Below are 18,592 nucleotides of genomic sequence, written 5' to 3'. Positions count from 1 at the left end.
ATAACCTAAAATTGTGTTTTGTTTATATTTCAATCTGTAACCTCTAAAACGTCATGGTGAATAACACTTTTAACGAAATCACAGAAACTAATGGTCAAGCCATCAAAAACGTGGAAAATAATAGTCATTTTAGCAAACCAAGTAGTGAATTTAAAATAAAAGTTAAGAAGCTGAATGCTAAAGGAGAAGGATTCAATATTGATGAAATTATTGATGCTATTCAAACAGCAATAGTTGAAGTTGTCGAGCTAGAAATTACTACTTGGGTTCCAGAATCATCTACTCAGTTAGAACAACTACAAGAGCAGCAAATTGCTCAACCAGGTAATCGAATGCACACTATAATTAATCTAATTGATGGTGATATAACTAACGAAGTTGGTAGTCAATTTGTTGGTAGTGGCCCATATACAGAACTTCGCGAATTTCACCTAACTCAAATCAAAGAAAGTCGGGAGATTATGCAAAAAAATATTGAAAGTTTGCAAAAGCTGTATGGATTGTTTCTAGAAATTATGAAATCTCGTAAAACTTCACAACAATTGCTATCCCGTCCCCAGTAGTTGATATTTCTTAATTGATATTAACTCAAAAATACCCACAGAATATCAGCGTATCCCTACCTGTAGGTTAATTTGCTTTAGAAAAATCAAGGAAATTATGACATGATCAAAATTCAAGAACAAGCTAAAGATTTACTAGAAAAAGTAGTCTCATCTGTATATGAATTAGTTGATGATATTACAGCTTTAGAAATAAATACGATGGTTGTGGAGCAAATTACTGGCGCAAAGTTTAATGCTTGGCAAGCGTATGAAGAAATTTATTCAATAAATGACAAAGACTACTTTGATGTCAAAGGAATTCCAAATCCAGATGATTTAATAGATCCAGAAAAAACTCAAGCTCAAGAGCTACGCAAGCGTTATACAAGTCTATTTGCACAACTTGAAAGAGAATATTTTTATATTCTCCTTGAACAAAGTACTGAGACTAGTGAGCCAGACTCCAGAATAATCCAATATCAGGAACGTCTTAAATATCAAGTAGAACATAAAGCAAATATTGTTCCAACTGATGAGGTATACATAAAGTTAGCTCGACCAATATTGCCTGCTCCAACTCCTGTTACAGATGGAGAAGAAAATAATCTAAAAAGTTTACAACACAGGTGGCAAGAGATTGAAAAACTTTTGAATAATGATAAATTTATTCGGACACTGCGGAAAATGTCTGAGCTAAAAGCTGCACTTAATAGTGATAATATTACCAGCGTAGATATTGATGTTATTTATGCTCAAACTGTTATGCAGTTAGATGGAGATATTATCAGTCGTTACAATAAAAAGCTATTTCAATTATCTGAAGATGATAGAGATTTAATCCTAAAAATACATAATGAAGGGATAGTTGCTGGAGAGAAACAGTGGCGTGGAACACTAGATTTTCTGATTGGTATTGTACAAAGTATCGCAAAGTTATCCCGACAATGAACGCTGATAAAACACACATAGATTATGAAGCTGATGTTCAACTATCTTTCTTTGTACAAATACCTCAATGTACTCCTATTGAAATTGAAATTAAGGTTGAGCCAGGACAGTATGCTTTTTATTTAAATAAGGCAGTTTTAAAAAAAATTGAGGAAGCGCGAAAAATAGGCTGCTCTCTGTATATCCCGCCAAAATTAAGAGCTTATCTTTTGTACTACAACTGCTTTAGTGATAATACTATGCAATACCAGAAATTAGCAGTTGTTAAAAAAAGCTTTAAAACTTTAAAACTTTTTGATGACACTTTTGTAGTAATTTTTATCAGATTATTTTGGAGTAAATTATTACAAAACAAATTAAATTTACAGTCTGGACTTACTTTTGATTTGTATTATAGAGAAGATACATCAGCTTTATATTTGTGGAAAGAAGAAGATATTGTTTTACAAAGTAATATTTTATTTTATGGTGACATAATTCACAAAGTCAGGAATAATTTTATCCAAAATCCTGAGTGTTTAAATATTGTTTATATACATTATTGGCTTATTGAAAAAATTCTTAGCTATCTTCAGACTAAATTAAATTTCTTAGCTTGGGAACTAGCTTCACTTTTCCCTGCTGCTTTTTTAACTTGGAAATTACATTTAGCACTTTCATTATCAATATTTGTTGGGCTAATAATATCTTTTGTATTTACTACTATTCGCCATTGGCTTGTTAATCAACTTCCAAAATGGACTTCTATTAATTATCAATATCGCAATTGGCTGGCATGGGGACTAAGTTGTGTCACTTCTAGTATTTTTATGTTTACTCCCACTGATTTTTTATTTTTGCTATTTTTGTCAATAATTGGGCCATTATTAAAATGGTTTTTTAGTTTGATAGTAGGGCAAATTGGTAAAGTCTTTATGCGTTGGTTACTAGCTTGAAAATAGAGTGTGAGATGTTGAAAAGGATATTGTTTTGTGAAAGACTTTTTTAATACAAAGATTATGTTAACTGAAATATTAAGGAATTCTCAAGAAATAAATTATCTAAATAAACCAACCACAGAGACACAGAGGACACAGAGAAATAAGGAATAGAGAAGTTTATTTCATTAGGTTGTTGATGTTTTTTTTATTTGGAAGTCCCTAAAACAATCTTACTCAAATTAAACCAGACTTTCTAATTACGTTTCAACAACTGCCAACACTGTTGAGCGATCGCCTTTTTGACATCTTCCGTAATTACCACACTATCTCGATAATCCTCTCCACCATGTACTATCCGATGCCCCACCACATCGATTTCTGACAAGCGATCAATTACCTTGGTTGCATCATGATTAAGTGTATTGAGCATATAGGTAAGGTGCTCCTGTGGGGAATCACCAGAAATTGATTTTTGCAGCGTTCCACCCGTAACAGTTTTCACCTCAATTTCTGCCACACCCTGATCGATCTTGAGTCCAGTTGATTTTCCCTTCCCAAAGGGGTTGGGGTGCTTGGATGGGCAGAGTTTCATCTGCAATTTCATACAGACAACTCTTTTGGCTGCTCGATCCAGCATTCAGTACCAATATCTTCATAGTGACAACAGAAAAAGATGATTTCTTTTGCTTGTGTCACTAATTCTAGCCTCATGCTTAATTGTTTGTTACATACTTATAAATTTTCTCCACGACTTACTTAGTGCATGAAGTCAGCTTGAGTTAGATTGTCCTAAACAGTAGGGTAAAAGTAGAATGTTAGACCCAATACAGTATAAGTTGCCAAAAGCAAAATGCCTTCTAGCCAGTTAGAGCGTCCGTCAGAACTAACAGAGTTAGTGATTAATACTGCCACAACCACTGCTACTAATTCAAAAGGATTGAAATTTAAATCCATCGGCTGACCAATTGCCAATCCGATCAGAACTAATAAGGGAGCGACAAACAAAGCAATTTGCAAGCTAGAGCCGATAGCGACTGATAGAGAAAGATTCATGTTGTTTTTCATTGCTACAGTCACCGCAGTTGCATGTTCAGCGGCATTGCCGATAACAGGCAAAAGGATGACACCTGTAAATAGCTTGGTTAGCCCCAAACGGGATATAGCTGGCTCTAATGTTGCAACTAACAGTTCTGATTCAAATGCTACTAAAATTGTCACTACTAGTAGCACACCTATCCAGAACCATAGATTTATTTGACTTTGAGCATTGCCTGTTGCTTTGACGTTTTCTGTTTGTGCTAACTCTATCTCTGCCAAACCAACTTCATAAAGATAAGTATGAGTCCGCATTGAAAACAGCAACATTAGTCCATAAACTAAGATTAAGATTAAGGCAACCGCGCTAGAAAGACTCTGAAGTTTGTCCTCTTTCATTGCACCCGCTGTGATAAAATTGACAGCAGTAGGTAGCAAAATAGCGCTGAGTGCTAAATTCATAGCTGAAGCATTTACCCGTGCAACAATGGGTTGAAACTCCTGTTCGCGATAACGGAGTCCGCCAAGTAACATTGCAAAACCCACAACTAAAAGCAAGTTGCTGATAATTGAGCCTGTAATAGTAGCTTTGACGACATCTACTAGTCCAGCCTTGAGAGCGATGATGGCAATAATTAATTCAGTTGCATTACCAAAAGTAGCGTTTAAGAATCCTCCAATAGAAGGACCTACAACTACAGTAATTTCTTCAGTTGCAGTACCTATCCAAGCTGCCAAAGGGATGATCGCCAACCCAGAAGTTATGAAAACAGCGAGTGAATCCCAATGGAGAAAATGAGCAGCAATAGAAATCGGAATAAATATTAACAAAGTTGAAAAAACAAGTTTTTTAACCGACATACTAAGTCCTACGATTGAGTAGAGGCTGGCTACTAGTTGAGCATCTAACAAGAAGTAGAACTTACTGATACAAAGTTCCGCATCGCCTATTACCAGAATCAAAGCGGCGCTCCGAAAAATGCTCAATGCAATATCAGCCAACAGCCTTGCCAAAAATTATCTCCTGGTCGAGTCGCTAATATCATGTTTGGTTAATTAGTTATAATTCCCGTAATCTATGCAGAAACTGGAAAACCCTTTTCCCCCTGCGGTCTTAATGATAAGTCTTTCACCGGACACGATATAACTCCTTTGCAGCCGTTTTGGCTCGGATTGGAACACCTGCACCTGGCCCTAAACAAGCGAGGAAAGTCCCCTGGTCGGACTTGCGGTAGACCCCGCCAGCCACAGACTCGTTATTCGATTGTGAAAAAAGCCTTTACCAAGCCTAAGAAAGTATCTAAAAATACTGCTTAACGGCTTTTAATTACTTTGATTGCTCTGGTTTCATTTTATTGTTCAATGGTCGAGGAGAACCAGGTTGTAATCGCCAGGAACAGTGAAATAATGCTCCAGCCCGATCGTTTGCAGAAGCTCCGCTAGGTATGTGCCGATATTGAGATAGGGGTCAAACTGTTTTAACTCGCTCATGTCAAGAACCTCAACGAATTTTAAATACTAATGCTATCTGGCTTAGTTGACCTCGTAGCATAAGTAAAGCTAATAAATCAGCTAAGTGTAAGAGCAAATCTCGTACCAGAATATAATTATGTGGTTATTGTAGAGAATTTTGTCAAAGAGTTGAGTGAGAATCAAGCTAGAGAAATATCTGGTTTGGTTATTTTCTCATCTATTCACTCTCAAACAGATACTTGAATTTTTACGCCAAGCAGTAGACCGCAACTATGGGGTAGCCTGCAAAGTTTATTTACCATCCGGCTGATTTTGGTTGATCTTTGGGGTTTGTAAATAAGCTAAACTTATATTTGATTCAAGGCATTTAGCTTTTACACATTTTTTCAAAAACGGTATCACACACTACTATTTTTTAGTGATGGCTACGTCCGCCCAGGCATTGCAAAAGTTTTCGGTCTACTAACATTAACAAGACGGCCAAAGTGGCTGATCAAGTCAAAGCGCATTCAATTCTCCGAGTGTGAATTAGTGTGTCCAATCAAGCTAACTGCAACGCGCGGTAGACGTATGCAGCAAAGGGGTGAAATGAGCAGTGATACTGAAATCGTTATACTAACTGTGGGAGGCTGTTTATCTATCCAGCCAGATTCCATAATTGTGTTTTTTTATAGCTTGTTGCACTATGTCCTTCTTCAAAACCCCGCTGATTGGTTTAAAAGCTGACTCATTTCGTCATCCATTAGACCTGGAAGCTACCAGAGCGCTCAAGCAGATACCAGGCATAGATATGTTGGTGCGAAATTGGCTTGGACCAATGGCAGAGCAGGTTTTCTATGTGGAAAATATTGCCTCCAGCATTTTGGTAGGTGAAAAGCAACTGCCTGATTTATACAAACTGTTGTTAGACGCCTGTAAAACCCTGGATATAGATCCCCCTCAGTTGTATGTCCGGCAACATCCGGCTCCCAACGCATATACTTTTGCTGTGCGGGGTAAGCAACCTTTTGTGGTGCTACACACTTCCCTAATTGATATCCTCACACCAGAAGAAATACAAGCAGTAATCGCCCACGAGTTGGGGCATCTTAAGTGTGACCATAGCGTTTACTTGACACCTGTAAATTTATTAATATTAGCTGCGGCGATTGTGCCCAATGTTGGAACCTTCGTTGCTCAAGCCATACAGGCGCAACTTTTGGAATGGGTACGTTGTGCTGAGTTTACCTGCGATCGCGCCGCATTACTAGCAACCCAAGACCCGAAAGTTGTTATGTCCGTGTTGATGAAGTTGGCTGGTGGTTCTCCCACCTTAGCCCCCCAACTAAATCTTGATGCTTTTGTTGCCCAAGCCCGCGCTTACGATGACATCAGCAAGACAGAACTGGGTGAAATGGTCAAAGCTGCCCGTACAGCCCAATTAACCCATCCAGTGCCAGTACTGCGGGCGCGAGAAATTGACCGCTGGGCAAGCAGTACAGAATATCAAACTCTGTTGCAAAGTCACGGACCGAAGTCTACTAATAATGAAGTTGCGCCCAAAGGTGGATGGCGCAATTGGTAGAGGTACTATTCACAACTGCTTTTTCGCTACATACAGCGTATTTCAGGTAAATGAAGTACATGAGTAGGGGCACAACATGTTCCCTATGATTATCTGTACCTCACGCCTGTTGCAATCTGCTGTAAGTACAAAAGTATTAATAAAAGGGGAAGCGATCACTTCCCCTGCTTATCAAAAAATGCAAACCCTCATCATACTACATATCCCTTTTGTCAACTAGAAACTTTTAAAGCTGCTTCTGCTTGGGAATGTAACAATAAACCGTATTCTAAACCCTCTACCACCGCTTGATAGGAAGCTGCCAAAATATTGGTAGAAACTCCTACCGTTGTCCAGCGTTGACGACCATTGCCTGATTCTACCAACACACGGGTTTTCGCCGCAGTGCCCGTATGTCCGTTGAGAATCCGTACTTTGTAATCTGTCAAATCAAAGGTTGCAATTTGGGGATAAAAGTTCACCAAAGCTTTGCGTAAAGCTGCATCCAAAGCGGCAACGGGTCCGTTACCTTCCGCCGCTTCCAAAATATTTTTGCCGTCAACAGCGACTTTAACTGTAGCTAAGGCATTGCTAGTTTCTTTCCCCTCAATCAAGTCACAGTGGACTTGAAAACCTTTGACTTCAAAAAACTTTCGGCGACCTCCCAAAGCTTCGTGCATCAACAGTACAAAACTGGCCTCTGCGGCTTCAAATTGAAATCCTTCGCTCTCCAAATCTTTGAGGCGCTGGAGAATTTCCCTAGCCTCTGCCTTTTGTTGATCCAATTCAATGCCAAAACTGCGGGCTTTGGCTAAAACATTGCTCAGTCCAGACTGTTCCGAAATCACGATCCGGCGACGATTCCCGACTTGTTCCGGCTGAATGTGTTCGTATGTCAGGGGATTACGTTCCACTGCTGATACATGAATACCGCCCTTGTGGGCAAAAGCCGAACGTCCCACAAAGGGAGCGTGTTCATCTGGCGCGAGGTTGACCACCTCACTCACAAAACGACTAGCTTCTGTAAGTTGTGTAAGCTGGTCTTCTGTGATACAACTGTAACCCGCCTTCAGTTGTAAATTGGGAATTAACGAACAGAGGTTAGCATTACCACAACGTTCACCGTAACCATTAATTGTGCCCTGTACCATCTTTGCCCCTGCCATCACGGCGGCTATGGCGTTAGCAACCGCCATTTCTGAATCGTTATGAGTATGAATTCCAATTTGGGGCATTGCCCTTTGTCCTACCCTGCGGGAAGCTGCTGGTGCATCTATGTCCTCAGTCATTGGTTCTTGACAAATGACGCCAGTTGCTTCAACGGAGGGAACCTCCGCAACGCACTGGCTCACTAATGACAAATGACGAATGACATCTTGAACAATTTCGCTAATTTCGTGGGGTAAAGTGCCACCATTGGTATCACAGAGGACTAGCCATTCCGCACCAGATGCGATCGCAGTCTCTAATGTCTGTAAAGCATAATCTCGATTGTGCTTATAGCCATCAAACCAATGTTCGGCATCATAGATAATCCGGCGACTTTGAGAACGGAGGTACTCAATTGTGTCGCGAATCATCGCCAAATTTTCTTCTAATGTCGTCTTGAGTCCTGTTGTCACGTGTAAATCCCAAGACTTGCCAAAAATGGTTACCCAGCGAGTTCCCGCAGCCAAAATATCCTGTAGCATCGGTTCGGTGGCGGCAGTGGAGTTGGGACGGCGAGTTGAACAAAAAGCAACAATTTCAGCTTGTTTAAGCGGATCTTCTTGAAGTTGCCAGAAAAATTGTACATCCTTGGGATTGGCACCAGGCCAACCACCTTCAATGAAGGGAATTCCCAGATGATCGAGTCTACGGGCAATGCGTAACTTATCTTCTATCGATACAGATAGACCCTCGCGCTGAGTGCCATCCCGCAATGTAGTGTCGTAAAGCCAAAGTTGAGGTGAAGAATTTGTGGTCATAAAACTGGGACCGACGAGACAACTTTCGAGGCAATGTGTCAATATACAACAAAAAGCCAGTTTGGCAATTTAAAAATGCCTAAGGTACTAGCTGAAGGGAAAACAATTGATTGCGAACATGGAAGCAATCTCCGAACAATTTTGCTGCAAAATAGTATTCACCTCTACAATGACGGTGCTAAGGTGATAAACTGTCGGGGCATTGGCAGTTGTGGAACCTGCGCGGTTAAGGTAGAGGGCGAAGTATCAGCAGCGAATTGGCGTGATCGAGCACGGCGTTCGCTTCCTCCCCATTCTCCTACAACAGACTTACGTTTAGCTTGTCAAACTCAAGTTTTAGGCGATGTGAAAGTGACAAAGTTTGATGGATTTTGGGGACAAGGTTCTCGAATAGTGTGGACACCAAAAGGTTAAAAAGGAGTTAAGACAAGATGGGTAGATGGACACCCTTAATTTTAATGGCTGGAGGTTTAGCCATTCTGCTTGGTACATTACTAGGCATCAACTTTCCAATGGGCGTACAAACTGCTAACGCTCCCAGTGACAAGAAATCAGAAGTCTTGCCAGCTAATATCAATGTTAATGGCAGTGGTGGCAGTAAGAATGATGAAACTACGACTGAAGGAAACGAAACAACTCAAACAAACGAAAATAGGCGCGGTATTGTAGCCCCAAGACCTGACAACAGGAGTAACGTTGCCCAGAATTCTGGCGATGACTCAACTGACAGTACAACAGACAGCAGCAATACAGATTCTTCAGACACAAGCACACCATCCAGCGATACAAATCAAAGCAACGAACCAATTCGCGCCTTGTGGTAACGATTAGATCCGTCTTCAGACCCGTCTTTAGTTACAAGTTATAAGTTATAAGTTATGAGTTATTAGTTATGAGTTATTAGTTATGTACTAATGATAAATGGCTAATGATAGATGACTAATGACTAATGACTAATGATTAGTGAGACTGTAATTATTGGTGGCGGCATTATTGGTTTAGCGATCGCCATTGAACTAAAATTGCGCGGGACAAATGTCACCGTGTTTTGTCGTAACTTTCAGGCTGCTGCTACCCACGCTGCCGCCGGGATGTTGGCACCAGATGCGGAAAACATCCCGAATGAGGCAATGTATTCATTGTGTTGGCGATCGCGTGCCTTATATCCCGACTGGACGCGCAAATTAGAAGACCTGACAGGCTTAAATACTGGCTACCGTGCCTGTGGTATCCTTGCACCCCTTTTTGAAGAGGCAGGGGGGCAGGGGGGCAGAGGAGCAGGGGAAACACAGGAGCAGAGGAGCAGAGGGGAAAGTCTTTCCTCCTCATCTCCGGCTTACTGGTTAAACAAAGAGGCAATTCATCAATATCAGCCAGGATTGGGAGCAGAGGTAGTTGGTGGCTGGTGGTATCCTGAAGATGCACAAGTTGATAATAAGGCTCTTGTTCACGTATTGCGGACGGCTGCTGAGTCTATTGGTGTTGAACTAAAAGACGGCATTACAGTAGAAGCTTTTTTACAGCAACAAGGACAAGTAGTTGGCGTGCAAACCAATGCTGGCATAATTCGCGCTGCTCACTATGTTTTAGCTTCAGGTGCTTGGTCAAATGAATTGTTACCGCTACCTGTGCTACCCAGAAAAGGACAAATGCTGAGTGTGCGGATACCAGAAGTTTCGCCGGAATTGCCCTTGAAGCGGGTTTTATTTGGGCAGAATATTTACATCGTACCAAGACGCGATCGCCTGGTTATTGGCGCAACAAGTGAAGACGTTGGCTTTATCCCCAACAACACCCCAGAAGGTATTCAAAAATTACTACAAGCAGCTATCCGGCTGTATCCCCAATTAAAGCATTATCCCATCCAGGAATTTTGGTGGGGATTTCGCCCAACTACCCCTGATGAATTGCCCATCCTGGGCACTAGCCACTGTCAAAATTTAACTTTTGCTACGGGTCATTACCGCAACGGAATTCTACTTGCGCCCGTAACAGCCGCTTTGATTGCCGATTTAATTTTAGAACAAAAGTCTGACCCCCTACTTGCTAATTTTCACTATTCGCGCTTCCAGTCCAAGTCATCTACCTCCACACCCATGCTGACTCACTCTGCCAATTTCTCCAACGGGCATAATATCACCCTACTTCCTACAGACGCGATTAATCGCGTCTCTACCGATTCACCATTGATTATCGCTGGCAAAACCTTCCAATCCCGCTTGATGACGGGAACTGGTAAGTATCGCAGCATTGAGGAAATGCAGCAAAGCGTCACCGCCAGCGAATGCCAGATTGTCACCGTAGCAGTACGACGGGTACAAACCAAGGCTCCTGGACATGAAGGTTTAGCTGAAGCCTTGGATTGGACGAAAATCTGGATGTTACCCAATACCGCAGGTTGTCAAACTGCTGAAGAGGCAATTCGGGTAGCACGTTTAGGGCGAGAAATGGCGAAATTATTGGGGCAGGAAGATAATAATTTTGTAAAGTTAGAAGTAATACCTGACCTTAAGTATTTACTCCCAGACCCGATTGGAACACTGCAAGCAGCAGAACAACTAGTTAAAGAAGGTTTTGCAGTATTACCCTACATCAACGCTGACCCTATGTTAGCCAAGCGCTTAGAAGAGGTAGGTTGTGCTACAGTAATGCCTTTGGCATCGCCAATTGGTTCTGGACAAGGGCTGAAAACAACTGCCAATATCCAAATTATCATCGAAAATGCAGGTGTGCCAGTGGTGGTAGATGCTGGTATTGGTTCACCTTCAGAAGCCGCCCAGGCAATGGAATTGGGAGCAGATGCCTTGTTGATTAATAGTGCGATCGCTCTTTCTCCAAAACCAGCAGCAATGGCTCGTGCCATGAATTTGGCAGCAGTTGCCGGTCGTCTAGCATACCTTGCTGGCAGAATGCCTATTAAAGATTACGCTAGTCCCAGTTCACCTTTAACTGGGACGATTACTAGTTAGGAATAGGGCATGGGGCATGGGGCATTGGGCATAAACAGACAAGACAGACAAAGGGACAAGGTGACAAGGTGACTTGAGTGAGAACTTGCAACAAGTCTTTCCCTTGTTCCCAATGCCCAATGCCTAATGCCCAATGTAACGATTTATCTAGCAGTTTAAGACCAGATTTAGCATTTATGTAACATTAAATTAACGATAAAGATAAAGGAATTCATTCATGCCCTATACCAATGAAGAAGGCGGTCTTCTGAATAATTTTGCCCGGGAACCAAAGGTTTATCAAGCAGAACCTCTCACGGAAGGGCAAAAGCGAACTTATATCCTACTAGTAATTGCCGCTACAGCTTTGGTTGCCGGCTTGATTCTAGTCGCCTTCTTTGTTTCTAAGAGCAGTTGATCGTAAAACATTTTAAGAAAACTTCATCTTATTTATAGTTTTTCAGGTTCCAATTTTAAGAGGGGCCTGCTTTTTTATTTTTTGTTAAAATTGAACTAGGAATTAAAGTATATAATTATACTTTATTTTTTCTACTATAATTGAAGGCTCAATATATCCTCAGCCGCACAACATCTACTTATTAAAATTCATTTTTGTTATAAGTTTGGCCCACTTGAATGCACCCAGAAAGGTGATATCTACTATGTTTTGGCTCTTTAGCCGCTATGAGCGTGAATGATACTGCACACAACAATAATTCTATTTGGAATCGGCAAGTATACCACCGCCTAAAACTTGTCTTAAGTCTTGACTTACGACGACAAATTCTTTTAGCAATATGTGATGATTTATACTTGAGAAATCAGATAGCAGCCCGTTTACATTCTACATTGGCTTATCCTGTTGGACAGGTGTTATATCAATCATCAAATGCTCAAGAAAATAGCACTCCAGCTTATCCGCGATTAGTCACGTTACGTTTGAATTTAAACGATCCTAATCCCCTAATCCAGATTAATCAATGGCTGACTAATTATCCACCCCCAATTGTTGGGGCATCAAAAGATACTCCTGGAAAACCTTTTCCAGTACCAGCGTTTCAGATTGTTGGCGTGGAGCATCTTACGAAGCAACCAGTTGCAACACAGCGTTTATTTTTGCATTATCTCCGCTTAAGCGAACAATATTTCTCTACACAAGAATCCAGCCGATTTTTAGAATCTAACTTGCTGTTGTGGATACCACGTCCTTGGTTATCGGCTATCAAGCAATCAGCACCACAGTTTTGGCGTTGTCGTACTGGCGTATTTGTGTTTGCTGGAGAACCCACACCAGCAACTCAGAATTTGGGCTATCCAGAACGTTTTTCTAGTTCTAGAAGCTTAGATTTGGGGAATATTGAGCAGTCAATTCTAGATGAATCAGCTAACCAAGCAGAACTCAGAACCGCAGCCACTGAGTTTAAGTTTGAGAAGAATTCTGATTTCCAAGTAGAAATAGAAGGGAATCGCGTACACAAAGCTGAGAATGTTTTACCATCCACAGGGGATTTATTAAAGGCTACGCCGCAACAGCAGGAATCTACAAATCGCTCTGGTAGTGGGAGTAATAATCAATCGCTGTCGTTTTTATCTCATATTAGCAGTGAGTTAACGGAACTAGTAATAGCAACAATAAATACAAGTATTGCTCAAAATACAGAGGATTCCTTACAACCACAGCAGATTTTATTAGAGATTGAAGAATTACACGAAAAGCAAGTTTCAGAGGAGATACTGGCAGAAGCTTATCATCGCTTGGGTACTTTATACCGTCTTCGCATTGAGCAAGGAGAGTCAACTCTAGAAAACCTGATGGTGGCAATTATTGCTTATCAGGAGGCAATTAGCTATGACGAAAGCTCACCGCAACTCCCAGATATCTTGAATGATTTGGGTACACTTTACTGGATGCTATACCGCACACCACCCAATTCTGAAGAGGGACAAACTTATATAGAGCAGGCAATAGAATTTTATCAGTTGGCGTTAAAGATGATTTCGCCCCAGACACATTCGGAAACTTACGCTCGTGTACAAAATAATTTGGGGACAGCTTATGGTGATTTAGCTCGTTTCTCTCACCCATCTGAAAATTGGCAGCAAGCAATTTTCGCTTACAGTGAAGCACTCAGCCACCGTACAGCTGATATGGACTCATTAAAGTATGCGGCTTGCCAGAATAATTTGGGTACTGCCTACTGGCACTTAGGGCAATACAATCAACCGATTGTGCATTTAAAGAAAGCGATCGCAGCTTACAATGAAGCACTTGCACACTACAACCCTGAAGAGGAACCGCTGAAGTATGGCATGATTCAAAACAATATCGGTACTGCGTGTTGGAATCTGGCACAATACGAACAACCTGCCCAAAATCTCCAGCTAGCCATAAATGTTTATAGCAAAGCTCTCAAGTATCGCACTCCAGCTAATGTTCCTGGTGCCTGCGCTGCTACACAAAATAATCTGGGTACTGCCTACTGGCATTTAGCAAACCTATCTGAGACTACTAAAGAGGCACGGCAAAAGTATCTGCAACTATGTATCAGCGCTTACGAAGAAGCTATAGCTTTGGCTCACTCACTTAGCGGTACTTCTTTAAGTTTTGATTTGCTTGCCTCTCACAATAACCTGGGACTAGCACATTATCAGCTAGTAATAGATAAGTCTTTTAATGGCGACAAAGCGACACGCTCTCAATACTTAGAAAGAGCATTAGATAACCATTTGCAAGCCTTAAACGGATTAATTAAACAACCAGAGGCTTATCAAACAACCTTCGCTTATGTGGTGAAAACTATTCGTGCTTTTCATAATGAATTAGGGATACAGGGACAAAATCTGGCTTTATCTAAAGTTCCTAGCCAGTTGTTACCAGAGATTTTGTCAAAATTATGAATCCTATTCCTCTCCATAGTGTGGGGAATGTCAAAAAACTGTAGCTTGATATAATACCAAGTTGCAAAATTTAGTATTGTTTGGAATCTAAGCTCTGCTGAACTAGCTTTCAAGCAAATGATACTATATATCACAACTTGGTATAACTTGATATCAGCTTGACAATTTTTGATAAGTTAAGTAAGGTAGCGATGTCGTCTTGAAAAGTTCAGATCGGCGGAAGCCGCCGCTCCGACTTTTCGCTACGACGGGTTACACCTACGCAATTACTAGACTTCTTGCATAAATCAAAAAAAGAACCCCACTTTACCTTTGACTTACGTCAAAGTCTCCACTCTTGCTGAGAATGGCGTGTTAGGGAACTTTTTGCAAGAGGTTTACTGTTTTACTCATTACTTTGTAATGAAATATTTTAACAATTCATAAATTTAACTTCATAAATATAAATTATTCATTAAATTATTCTGAAATACATATAAATTTTTTATACAAAAAACATTAAGATATTGTCGTATTTTGCGTAAATTTACTAAGGTAGATTGAAGACTTACTTGAAAGAAGCTCCACAATGATAATTAAGACCTAAAATTATGAAACTAAGTTTTGTTTTGGCTACTGCTATATCTAGTTTTTTTGTTAGTTCGACCATGGGATTTGCTTTCTCTGGTCAAGCACAAGCTCTAACTTTTTCTGGCACTTCCAGTGCTACATGGGGAAATCCTACTCCAGGAATCAACGATACTAATCCCATATATACAGGTGTGGGAAGCAACACATTTACTTGGGGTAAAGCTAATTTGTCGTCAGGATTTCCAAATAAACTAACCTTTAATGGAACTTCATTTGCTGCGGACATTAACTCTGTATTCAAAATAGCTGATTTAAGTTACTTTAATGGAAAGGTACTCACTGATTCAGGCATTGAATTTGTACCTTTAAATATTAATGTATCCTTCAGTCCTCCTGTGGAAACCAGCCAGGTTTTTGACTTCAACTTGCATTTAGTAAATACACTTAACGACCCGAAAGATCCTGAAAAGAGTGCAGACTTAGTATTTTTAGACACAACTTTGAGTAATCGCAGTTTCACCTTTGGAAATAATAAATATACCCTTGAGTTAATTGGTTTTAATGCAGACAATCGCCAGATAAGTATTAAAGCTCTTGAAGAAACTACAACTACAACAGCTATTTATGCCAAAATCAAAACTATACCCGAATCTTCGCCACTGGCGGGTTTATCCTTGCTAGGGATATACCTAATATCTCGTAAAAATTCTTGGAAAAAAAATACTAAGGGCCTATAAATGTGACTTATTCAGAACCCTTGTAGAGACGAGGCATTGCTCTGCCTCTACATTATTTTTCACCAGATGTCTAATTTGTAGAAATAGGCAATGGGGAATAGGGAATAGAAAAAAACATAGGTACTAAGTATTGTTCAAAAATTAAATAGGAATCCTAATATAGTAATCCGATTTAATTTTTCAACTTCTACTAATTCAAAAAATGTTTACGACAGATAACCCTACCCGCGTTGACCTTCTTTTAATTAAACTGAAGTTCCCCTTTGACGAAAAAGTGTAGTGTATGCATAGAAGGGCTTTCGGGGATTTTGATTTCAGTTTTACTGGGTACAAATTAGGCTAATACTCAGTAAATCGATTGCCTTTTGTTGCACTCTTGTGGGTTGAGTAATCTTATTGTCACAACTTATCCTCAACCACCAATGTAGACTCAGCAGTTCGCCCAAATTCTTCTGGTGCATATTGCAAGTGAACTTGGGCACCAGGCCAAGAAAATGTACCAGGAGTAACAGAACGTACTAGATAATGGAGGCTATAAACTCCTGGTTCTAGGTGGTCGGCGTAGGCGATAATGCGATCGCCTTCTCTTCTATCAGTAGCGGTAGTGCGATCGGATCGCCCCTTTCAAATCTTTGCACTTCAATTACAATGCGATCGCCTTTACAATAAAGGCAGATATATGGTGATGCCTACCACTGTTTAGATACCTAGAGGTAATGACAACTGAATTCCAGCAGCGAGTCTTTTTTGTTTGGCTTCAGCTTTGAATCTTTTGTCTGCTTTGTAAACATTCTCTATAACTGGTATAAGTTCAGCCTTATGCTTAGGCATATATAAATCCAACGCTTTACAAATAGCTTCCACAGGATGGACATCGTGATAACGAATTTGGTTAGCTGCTAATTTACTCATAGCTGAGTAATCCATTAAAGGACGTGTATCGTAATAGTCTCTGATAGCAGCATTTTGAGAAAGATTATTCTGTTTTTTAATTTCTCTAGACTTTAGTACCACTGTAGATTCAGCAGCAGGTTTATTCCAACCAGTCTTCTGGTGAATAAAAACCCGTATTCCAAGATATTGAATTAGCCTTAAAGTCTCTTGCGCCTTAATATTGTCTCTTGGCTGTCTTGGCTTTAACCAGATGGCGTAATACTCAACTATTGCAGCACAAAATGTATCTTCTACAATAACTCGCCCCTGTGTATCTGAATACTCTGCAAAGGTCAACCTCATGCCTGCAAAAGGTTTAAGGCATGGAGGTAAGTTGTTAACTGTCAGATTGGATAGTCTGACTTTAGCAATTAATCTACTTATAGCTGCTGGAGTTGTATCCACAAATTTAACTAGTCCAGACTGAGACATTCCTGATTGTCCAGTAGTTTTGATAGTAAAGTATTCAGTACCATCTTCATCAAGACTACGTAATAATTCTTTGGCTAAGTTTGACTATTGATCTACCGTCAGATTCCTCAACTTTTCTTCATCAAAAATAAGCCCGTGACGTTCTAAATATGGGCGCAAATTTATTTTAATGAATAAATCTTTTAGTTCTTGGGCAATTTCTTGGGGTGGATTTCCTGATAATGCGATCGCAATTAAACGTTCTGCTGCTCGAAATTCACCACAGTCTATTGCAAGAGTTGCAGCACTACGATGCAATACTGAACGAGTCGGTTCGGCATCAAGTTGATTGGCAATCAGTGCAGCAGCTTGAGATTCTTTTTCAAAAGCTTGTCGAGAAACTTGACTAGCTTGCTTTAAGTCTCCTCTGAGTTTAGTAGTAAAAGCTGCTTCGGCCAAATCCATCGCCTGTTTATGCAACTCCTGAATCTGACTCATTTTTCCACAATAAAAGATAGGGGTCTGCTAAATTCAACAACAATAACGAGAAGTGCTATATAAGGTGGGTGATTTGAAGAGTAAGATTGACTGGCAATTGCCAGTCACTGGGGAAGGTAGACTGAAGTTGTGTTAAGCAATTAGGGGTTAAACTATGGTTTGGAAAATAACTCCCGAAGAATTGTTGGAGCGTTACGCTGACGGGGAACGTAACTTTGCTGGAATTGAATTGGTTTATTCTGGCTGGCCTTCCTCCAGTTCCAGATATAGTAGTCCAGCAATTGATCTTGACGGTGTGGTTTTGCGAGATATCAACTTGCGAGGAGCTTACTTCCCTTATGTCTACCTGACTGGAGTCGATCTGACTGGAGCCGATTTGGGAGGAATTTTCATGCGTGGTTGTAATTTGGTTGAAGGGATAATTCGTGATGCCAATTTGCGTGCTGCTAATTTGGAGCAAAGTGGCTTCTTCGATGCTGATTTGCGGGGAACTGACTTGGATTACATGAACGCCTGTGGTGCTGGATTTCGTGGAGTTCAAATCGGTTCTTTCGAGCGTGCTATTCTCGCTTATACTGACTTTGAAGGTGCCCATATCAGTAGCAATTTGATCTGTCGAGGTCAGAATTTGATTTGGCACACCACTATGCCCGATGGAAATGTTGTTGAAGGTCCACAGTGGGGGAATGGTCGTGATGCCAGATGAGGATAATTCTTCATCAGTTGCAGTAATTAGAGAAGCCGATAAGGTATCAAGCTGTGATACTGTTTAAGACTCAATATTTATATCTTGCAAGAATTCACAAGAAAAGAGCGATCCCCTTTTGTTATCTCAGTAGCGGTAGGCCGAATGCTTTTGTTACAAAAGCTCATATGTCAATCGTAGATATTCTCCTGACGCAAAGCCTCATCAGGCAAGCCTGGACTGTTAGCTGAATGACTTGCAGCCCACCTCCTCCACTTTGCTGCTTTCTCTTCTGGAGACAATACGCGTGAACGTTCAGGACGCAAAATCAGTACATCTCCCTGAACTTCCAAGCTGTAGAATGTCCCAGGTTGTAGTTTTCCCAACACCTCAGATGGTAAATACAAATCGCCATGTTCGTTGACTTTGAGAATATGTGTCACTGCCTCGATCTCCCATAGGCTTTGAACATTTATAGATT

General features: G+C 40.6%; 16 protein-coding genes and 3 pseudogenes. 12 read left to right on the top strand and 7 right to left on the bottom strand.

Translation table 11 applies throughout. The features are described 5' to 3' along the window. Positions 1 to 53 precede the first annotated feature (53 nt). The 3 genes from V7K56_RS32485 to V7K56_RS32475 all read left to right on the top strand — a co-directional run bounded on the left by V7K56_RS32485 (position 54) and on the right by V7K56_RS32475 (position 2,428). Positions 54 to 563 carry a hypothetical protein gene (locus V7K56_RS32485; RefSeq protein ID WP_334917539.1) on the top strand — a complete coding sequence of 170 codons (510 nt, stop codon included), beginning with the start codon at positions 54 to 56 and terminating at the stop codon, positions 561 to 563. Positions 564 to 665: 102 nt separating this feature from the next. Then, on the top strand, positions 666 to 1,493 hold the full coding sequence (locus V7K56_RS32480; RefSeq protein ID WP_334917537.1) for a hypothetical protein: 828 nt from the start codon (positions 666 to 668) through the stop codon (positions 1,491 to 1,493). Further along, positions 1,490 to 2,428, top strand: coding sequence for a hypothetical protein (locus tag V7K56_RS32475; protein ID WP_334917535.1), 939 nt, complete (start codon positions 1,490 to 1,492; stop codon positions 2,426 to 2,428). Before V7K56_RS32480 ends, V7K56_RS32475 begins: the two co-directional genes overlap by 4 nt. 268 nt (positions 2,429 to 2,696) lie before the next feature. Here V7K56_RS32475 and V7K56_RS32470 read toward each other — a convergent pair. Beyond that, positions 2,697 to 3,069 (bottom strand): annotated as a pseudogene (locus V7K56_RS32470) (acetate kinase); the annotation flags it as partial. Positions 3,070 to 3,202: 133 nt separating this feature from the next. Next, a complete protein-coding gene (cax, locus tag V7K56_RS32465) occupies positions 3,203 to 4,309 on the bottom strand; it encodes a calcium/proton exchanger (RefSeq protein WP_334917734.1) in 1,107 nt (368 codons plus the stop codon). Between the two features lie 805 nt (positions 4,310 to 5,114). Here cax and V7K56_RS37330 point away from each other — a divergent pair. Both V7K56_RS37330 and V7K56_RS32460 read left to right on the top strand, forming a co-directional pair. Continuing rightward, a pseudogene (locus tag V7K56_RS37330) lies at positions 5,115 to 5,231 on the top strand (ISH3 family transposase); the annotation flags it as partial. Between the two features lie 375 nt (positions 5,232 to 5,606). Next, positions 5,607 to 6,485 (top strand): M48 family metallopeptidase, encoded by an 879-nt coding sequence (locus V7K56_RS32460; protein WP_334917533.1) that lies wholly within the window; start codon positions 5,607 to 5,609, stop codon positions 6,483 to 6,485. 212 nt (positions 6,486 to 6,697) lie between these two features. Here V7K56_RS32460 and cimA read toward each other — a convergent pair whose 3' ends face one another. Next, positions 6,698 to 8,431, bottom strand: a complete 1,734-nt coding sequence (gene cimA / locus V7K56_RS32455) for a citramalate synthase (RefSeq protein WP_334917531.1) — start codon at positions 8,429 to 8,431, stop codon at positions 6,698 to 6,700. Positions 8,432 to 8,506: 75 nt separating this feature from the next. Between cimA and V7K56_RS32450 the strand changes: the two genes are divergently transcribed. The 6 genes from V7K56_RS32450 to V7K56_RS32425 all read left to right on the top strand — a co-directional run bounded on the left by V7K56_RS32450 (position 8,507) and on the right by V7K56_RS32425 (position 15,584). Continuing rightward, positions 8,507 to 8,845, top strand: a complete 339-nt coding sequence (locus V7K56_RS32450; RefSeq protein WP_334917529.1) for a 2Fe-2S iron-sulfur cluster-binding protein — start codon at positions 8,507 to 8,509, stop codon at positions 8,843 to 8,845. A gap of 17 nt (positions 8,846 to 8,862) precedes the next feature. Continuing rightward, positions 8,863 to 9,255: a hypothetical protein gene (locus V7K56_RS32445; protein ID WP_334917527.1), complete on the top strand. Its 393-nt coding sequence runs from the start codon at positions 8,863 to 8,865 to the stop codon at positions 9,253 to 9,255. Between the two features lie 132 nt (positions 9,256 to 9,387). Then, a complete protein-coding gene (gene thiO, locus V7K56_RS32440) occupies positions 9,388 to 11,400 on the top strand; it encodes a glycine oxidase ThiO (protein WP_334917525.1) in 2,013 nt (670 codons plus the stop codon). 217 nt (positions 11,401 to 11,617) lie between these two features. Further along, positions 11,618 to 11,797, top strand: coding sequence for a photosystem II assembly protein Psb34 (psb34, locus tag V7K56_RS32435; RefSeq protein ID WP_334917523.1), 180 nt, complete (start codon positions 11,618 to 11,620; stop codon positions 11,795 to 11,797). Positions 11,798 to 12,063: 266 nt separating this feature from the next. Further along, positions 12,064 to 14,277, top strand: a complete 2,214-nt coding sequence (locus V7K56_RS32430) for a tetratricopeptide repeat protein (RefSeq protein WP_334917521.1) — start codon at positions 12,064 to 12,066, stop codon at positions 14,275 to 14,277. A gap of 590 nt (positions 14,278 to 14,867) precedes the next feature. Next, positions 14,868 to 15,584, top strand: coding sequence for a choice-of-anchor K domain-containing protein (locus V7K56_RS32425; protein ID WP_334917519.1), 717 nt, complete (start codon positions 14,868 to 14,870; stop codon positions 15,582 to 15,584). 399 nt (positions 15,585 to 15,983) lie between these two features. Here V7K56_RS32425 and V7K56_RS37325 read toward each other — a convergent pair. The 3 genes and pseudogenes from V7K56_RS37325 to V7K56_RS32415 all read right to left on the bottom strand — a co-directional run. Beyond that, positions 15,984 to 16,163: pseudogene (locus V7K56_RS37325) on the bottom strand (hypothetical protein); the annotation flags it as partial. Positions 16,164 to 16,283: 120 nt separating this feature from the next. Continuing rightward, complete coding sequence (locus tag V7K56_RS32420) at positions 16,284 to 16,949, bottom strand: hypothetical protein (protein ID WP_334917517.1); 666 nt, start codon at positions 16,947 to 16,949, stop codon at positions 16,284 to 16,286. Between the two features lie 84 nt (positions 16,950 to 17,033). Next, the gene (locus V7K56_RS32415) at positions 17,034 to 17,426 is read right to left on the bottom strand and encodes a hypothetical protein (RefSeq protein ID WP_334917515.1); all 393 of its coding nucleotides are present in this window, start codon (positions 17,424 to 17,426) and stop codon (positions 17,034 to 17,036) included. Positions 17,427 to 17,580: 154 nt separating this feature from the next. On the opposite strand from V7K56_RS32415, the gene V7K56_RS32410 reads away from it, so the two are divergent. Beyond that, complete coding sequence (locus tag V7K56_RS32410; protein ID WP_334917513.1) at positions 17,581 to 18,132, top strand: pentapeptide repeat-containing protein; 552 nt, start codon at positions 17,581 to 17,583, stop codon at positions 18,130 to 18,132. 170 nt (positions 18,133 to 18,302) lie between these two features. Here V7K56_RS32410 and V7K56_RS32405 read toward each other — a convergent pair whose 3' ends face one another. Then, a complete protein-coding gene (locus V7K56_RS32405) occupies positions 18,303 to 18,554 on the bottom strand; it encodes a hypothetical protein (protein WP_334917511.1) in 252 nt (83 codons plus the stop codon). Positions 18,555 to 18,592: the final 38 nt, after the last annotated feature.

Source organism: Nostoc sp. (genome assembly GCF_036917535.1).
GTDB lineage: Bacteria > Cyanobacteriota > Cyanobacteriia > Cyanobacteriales > Nostocaceae > Nostoc.
Note: the sequence above shows the minus strand (reverse complement) of the source record. Positions and strands in the feature narration are given on the sequence as shown.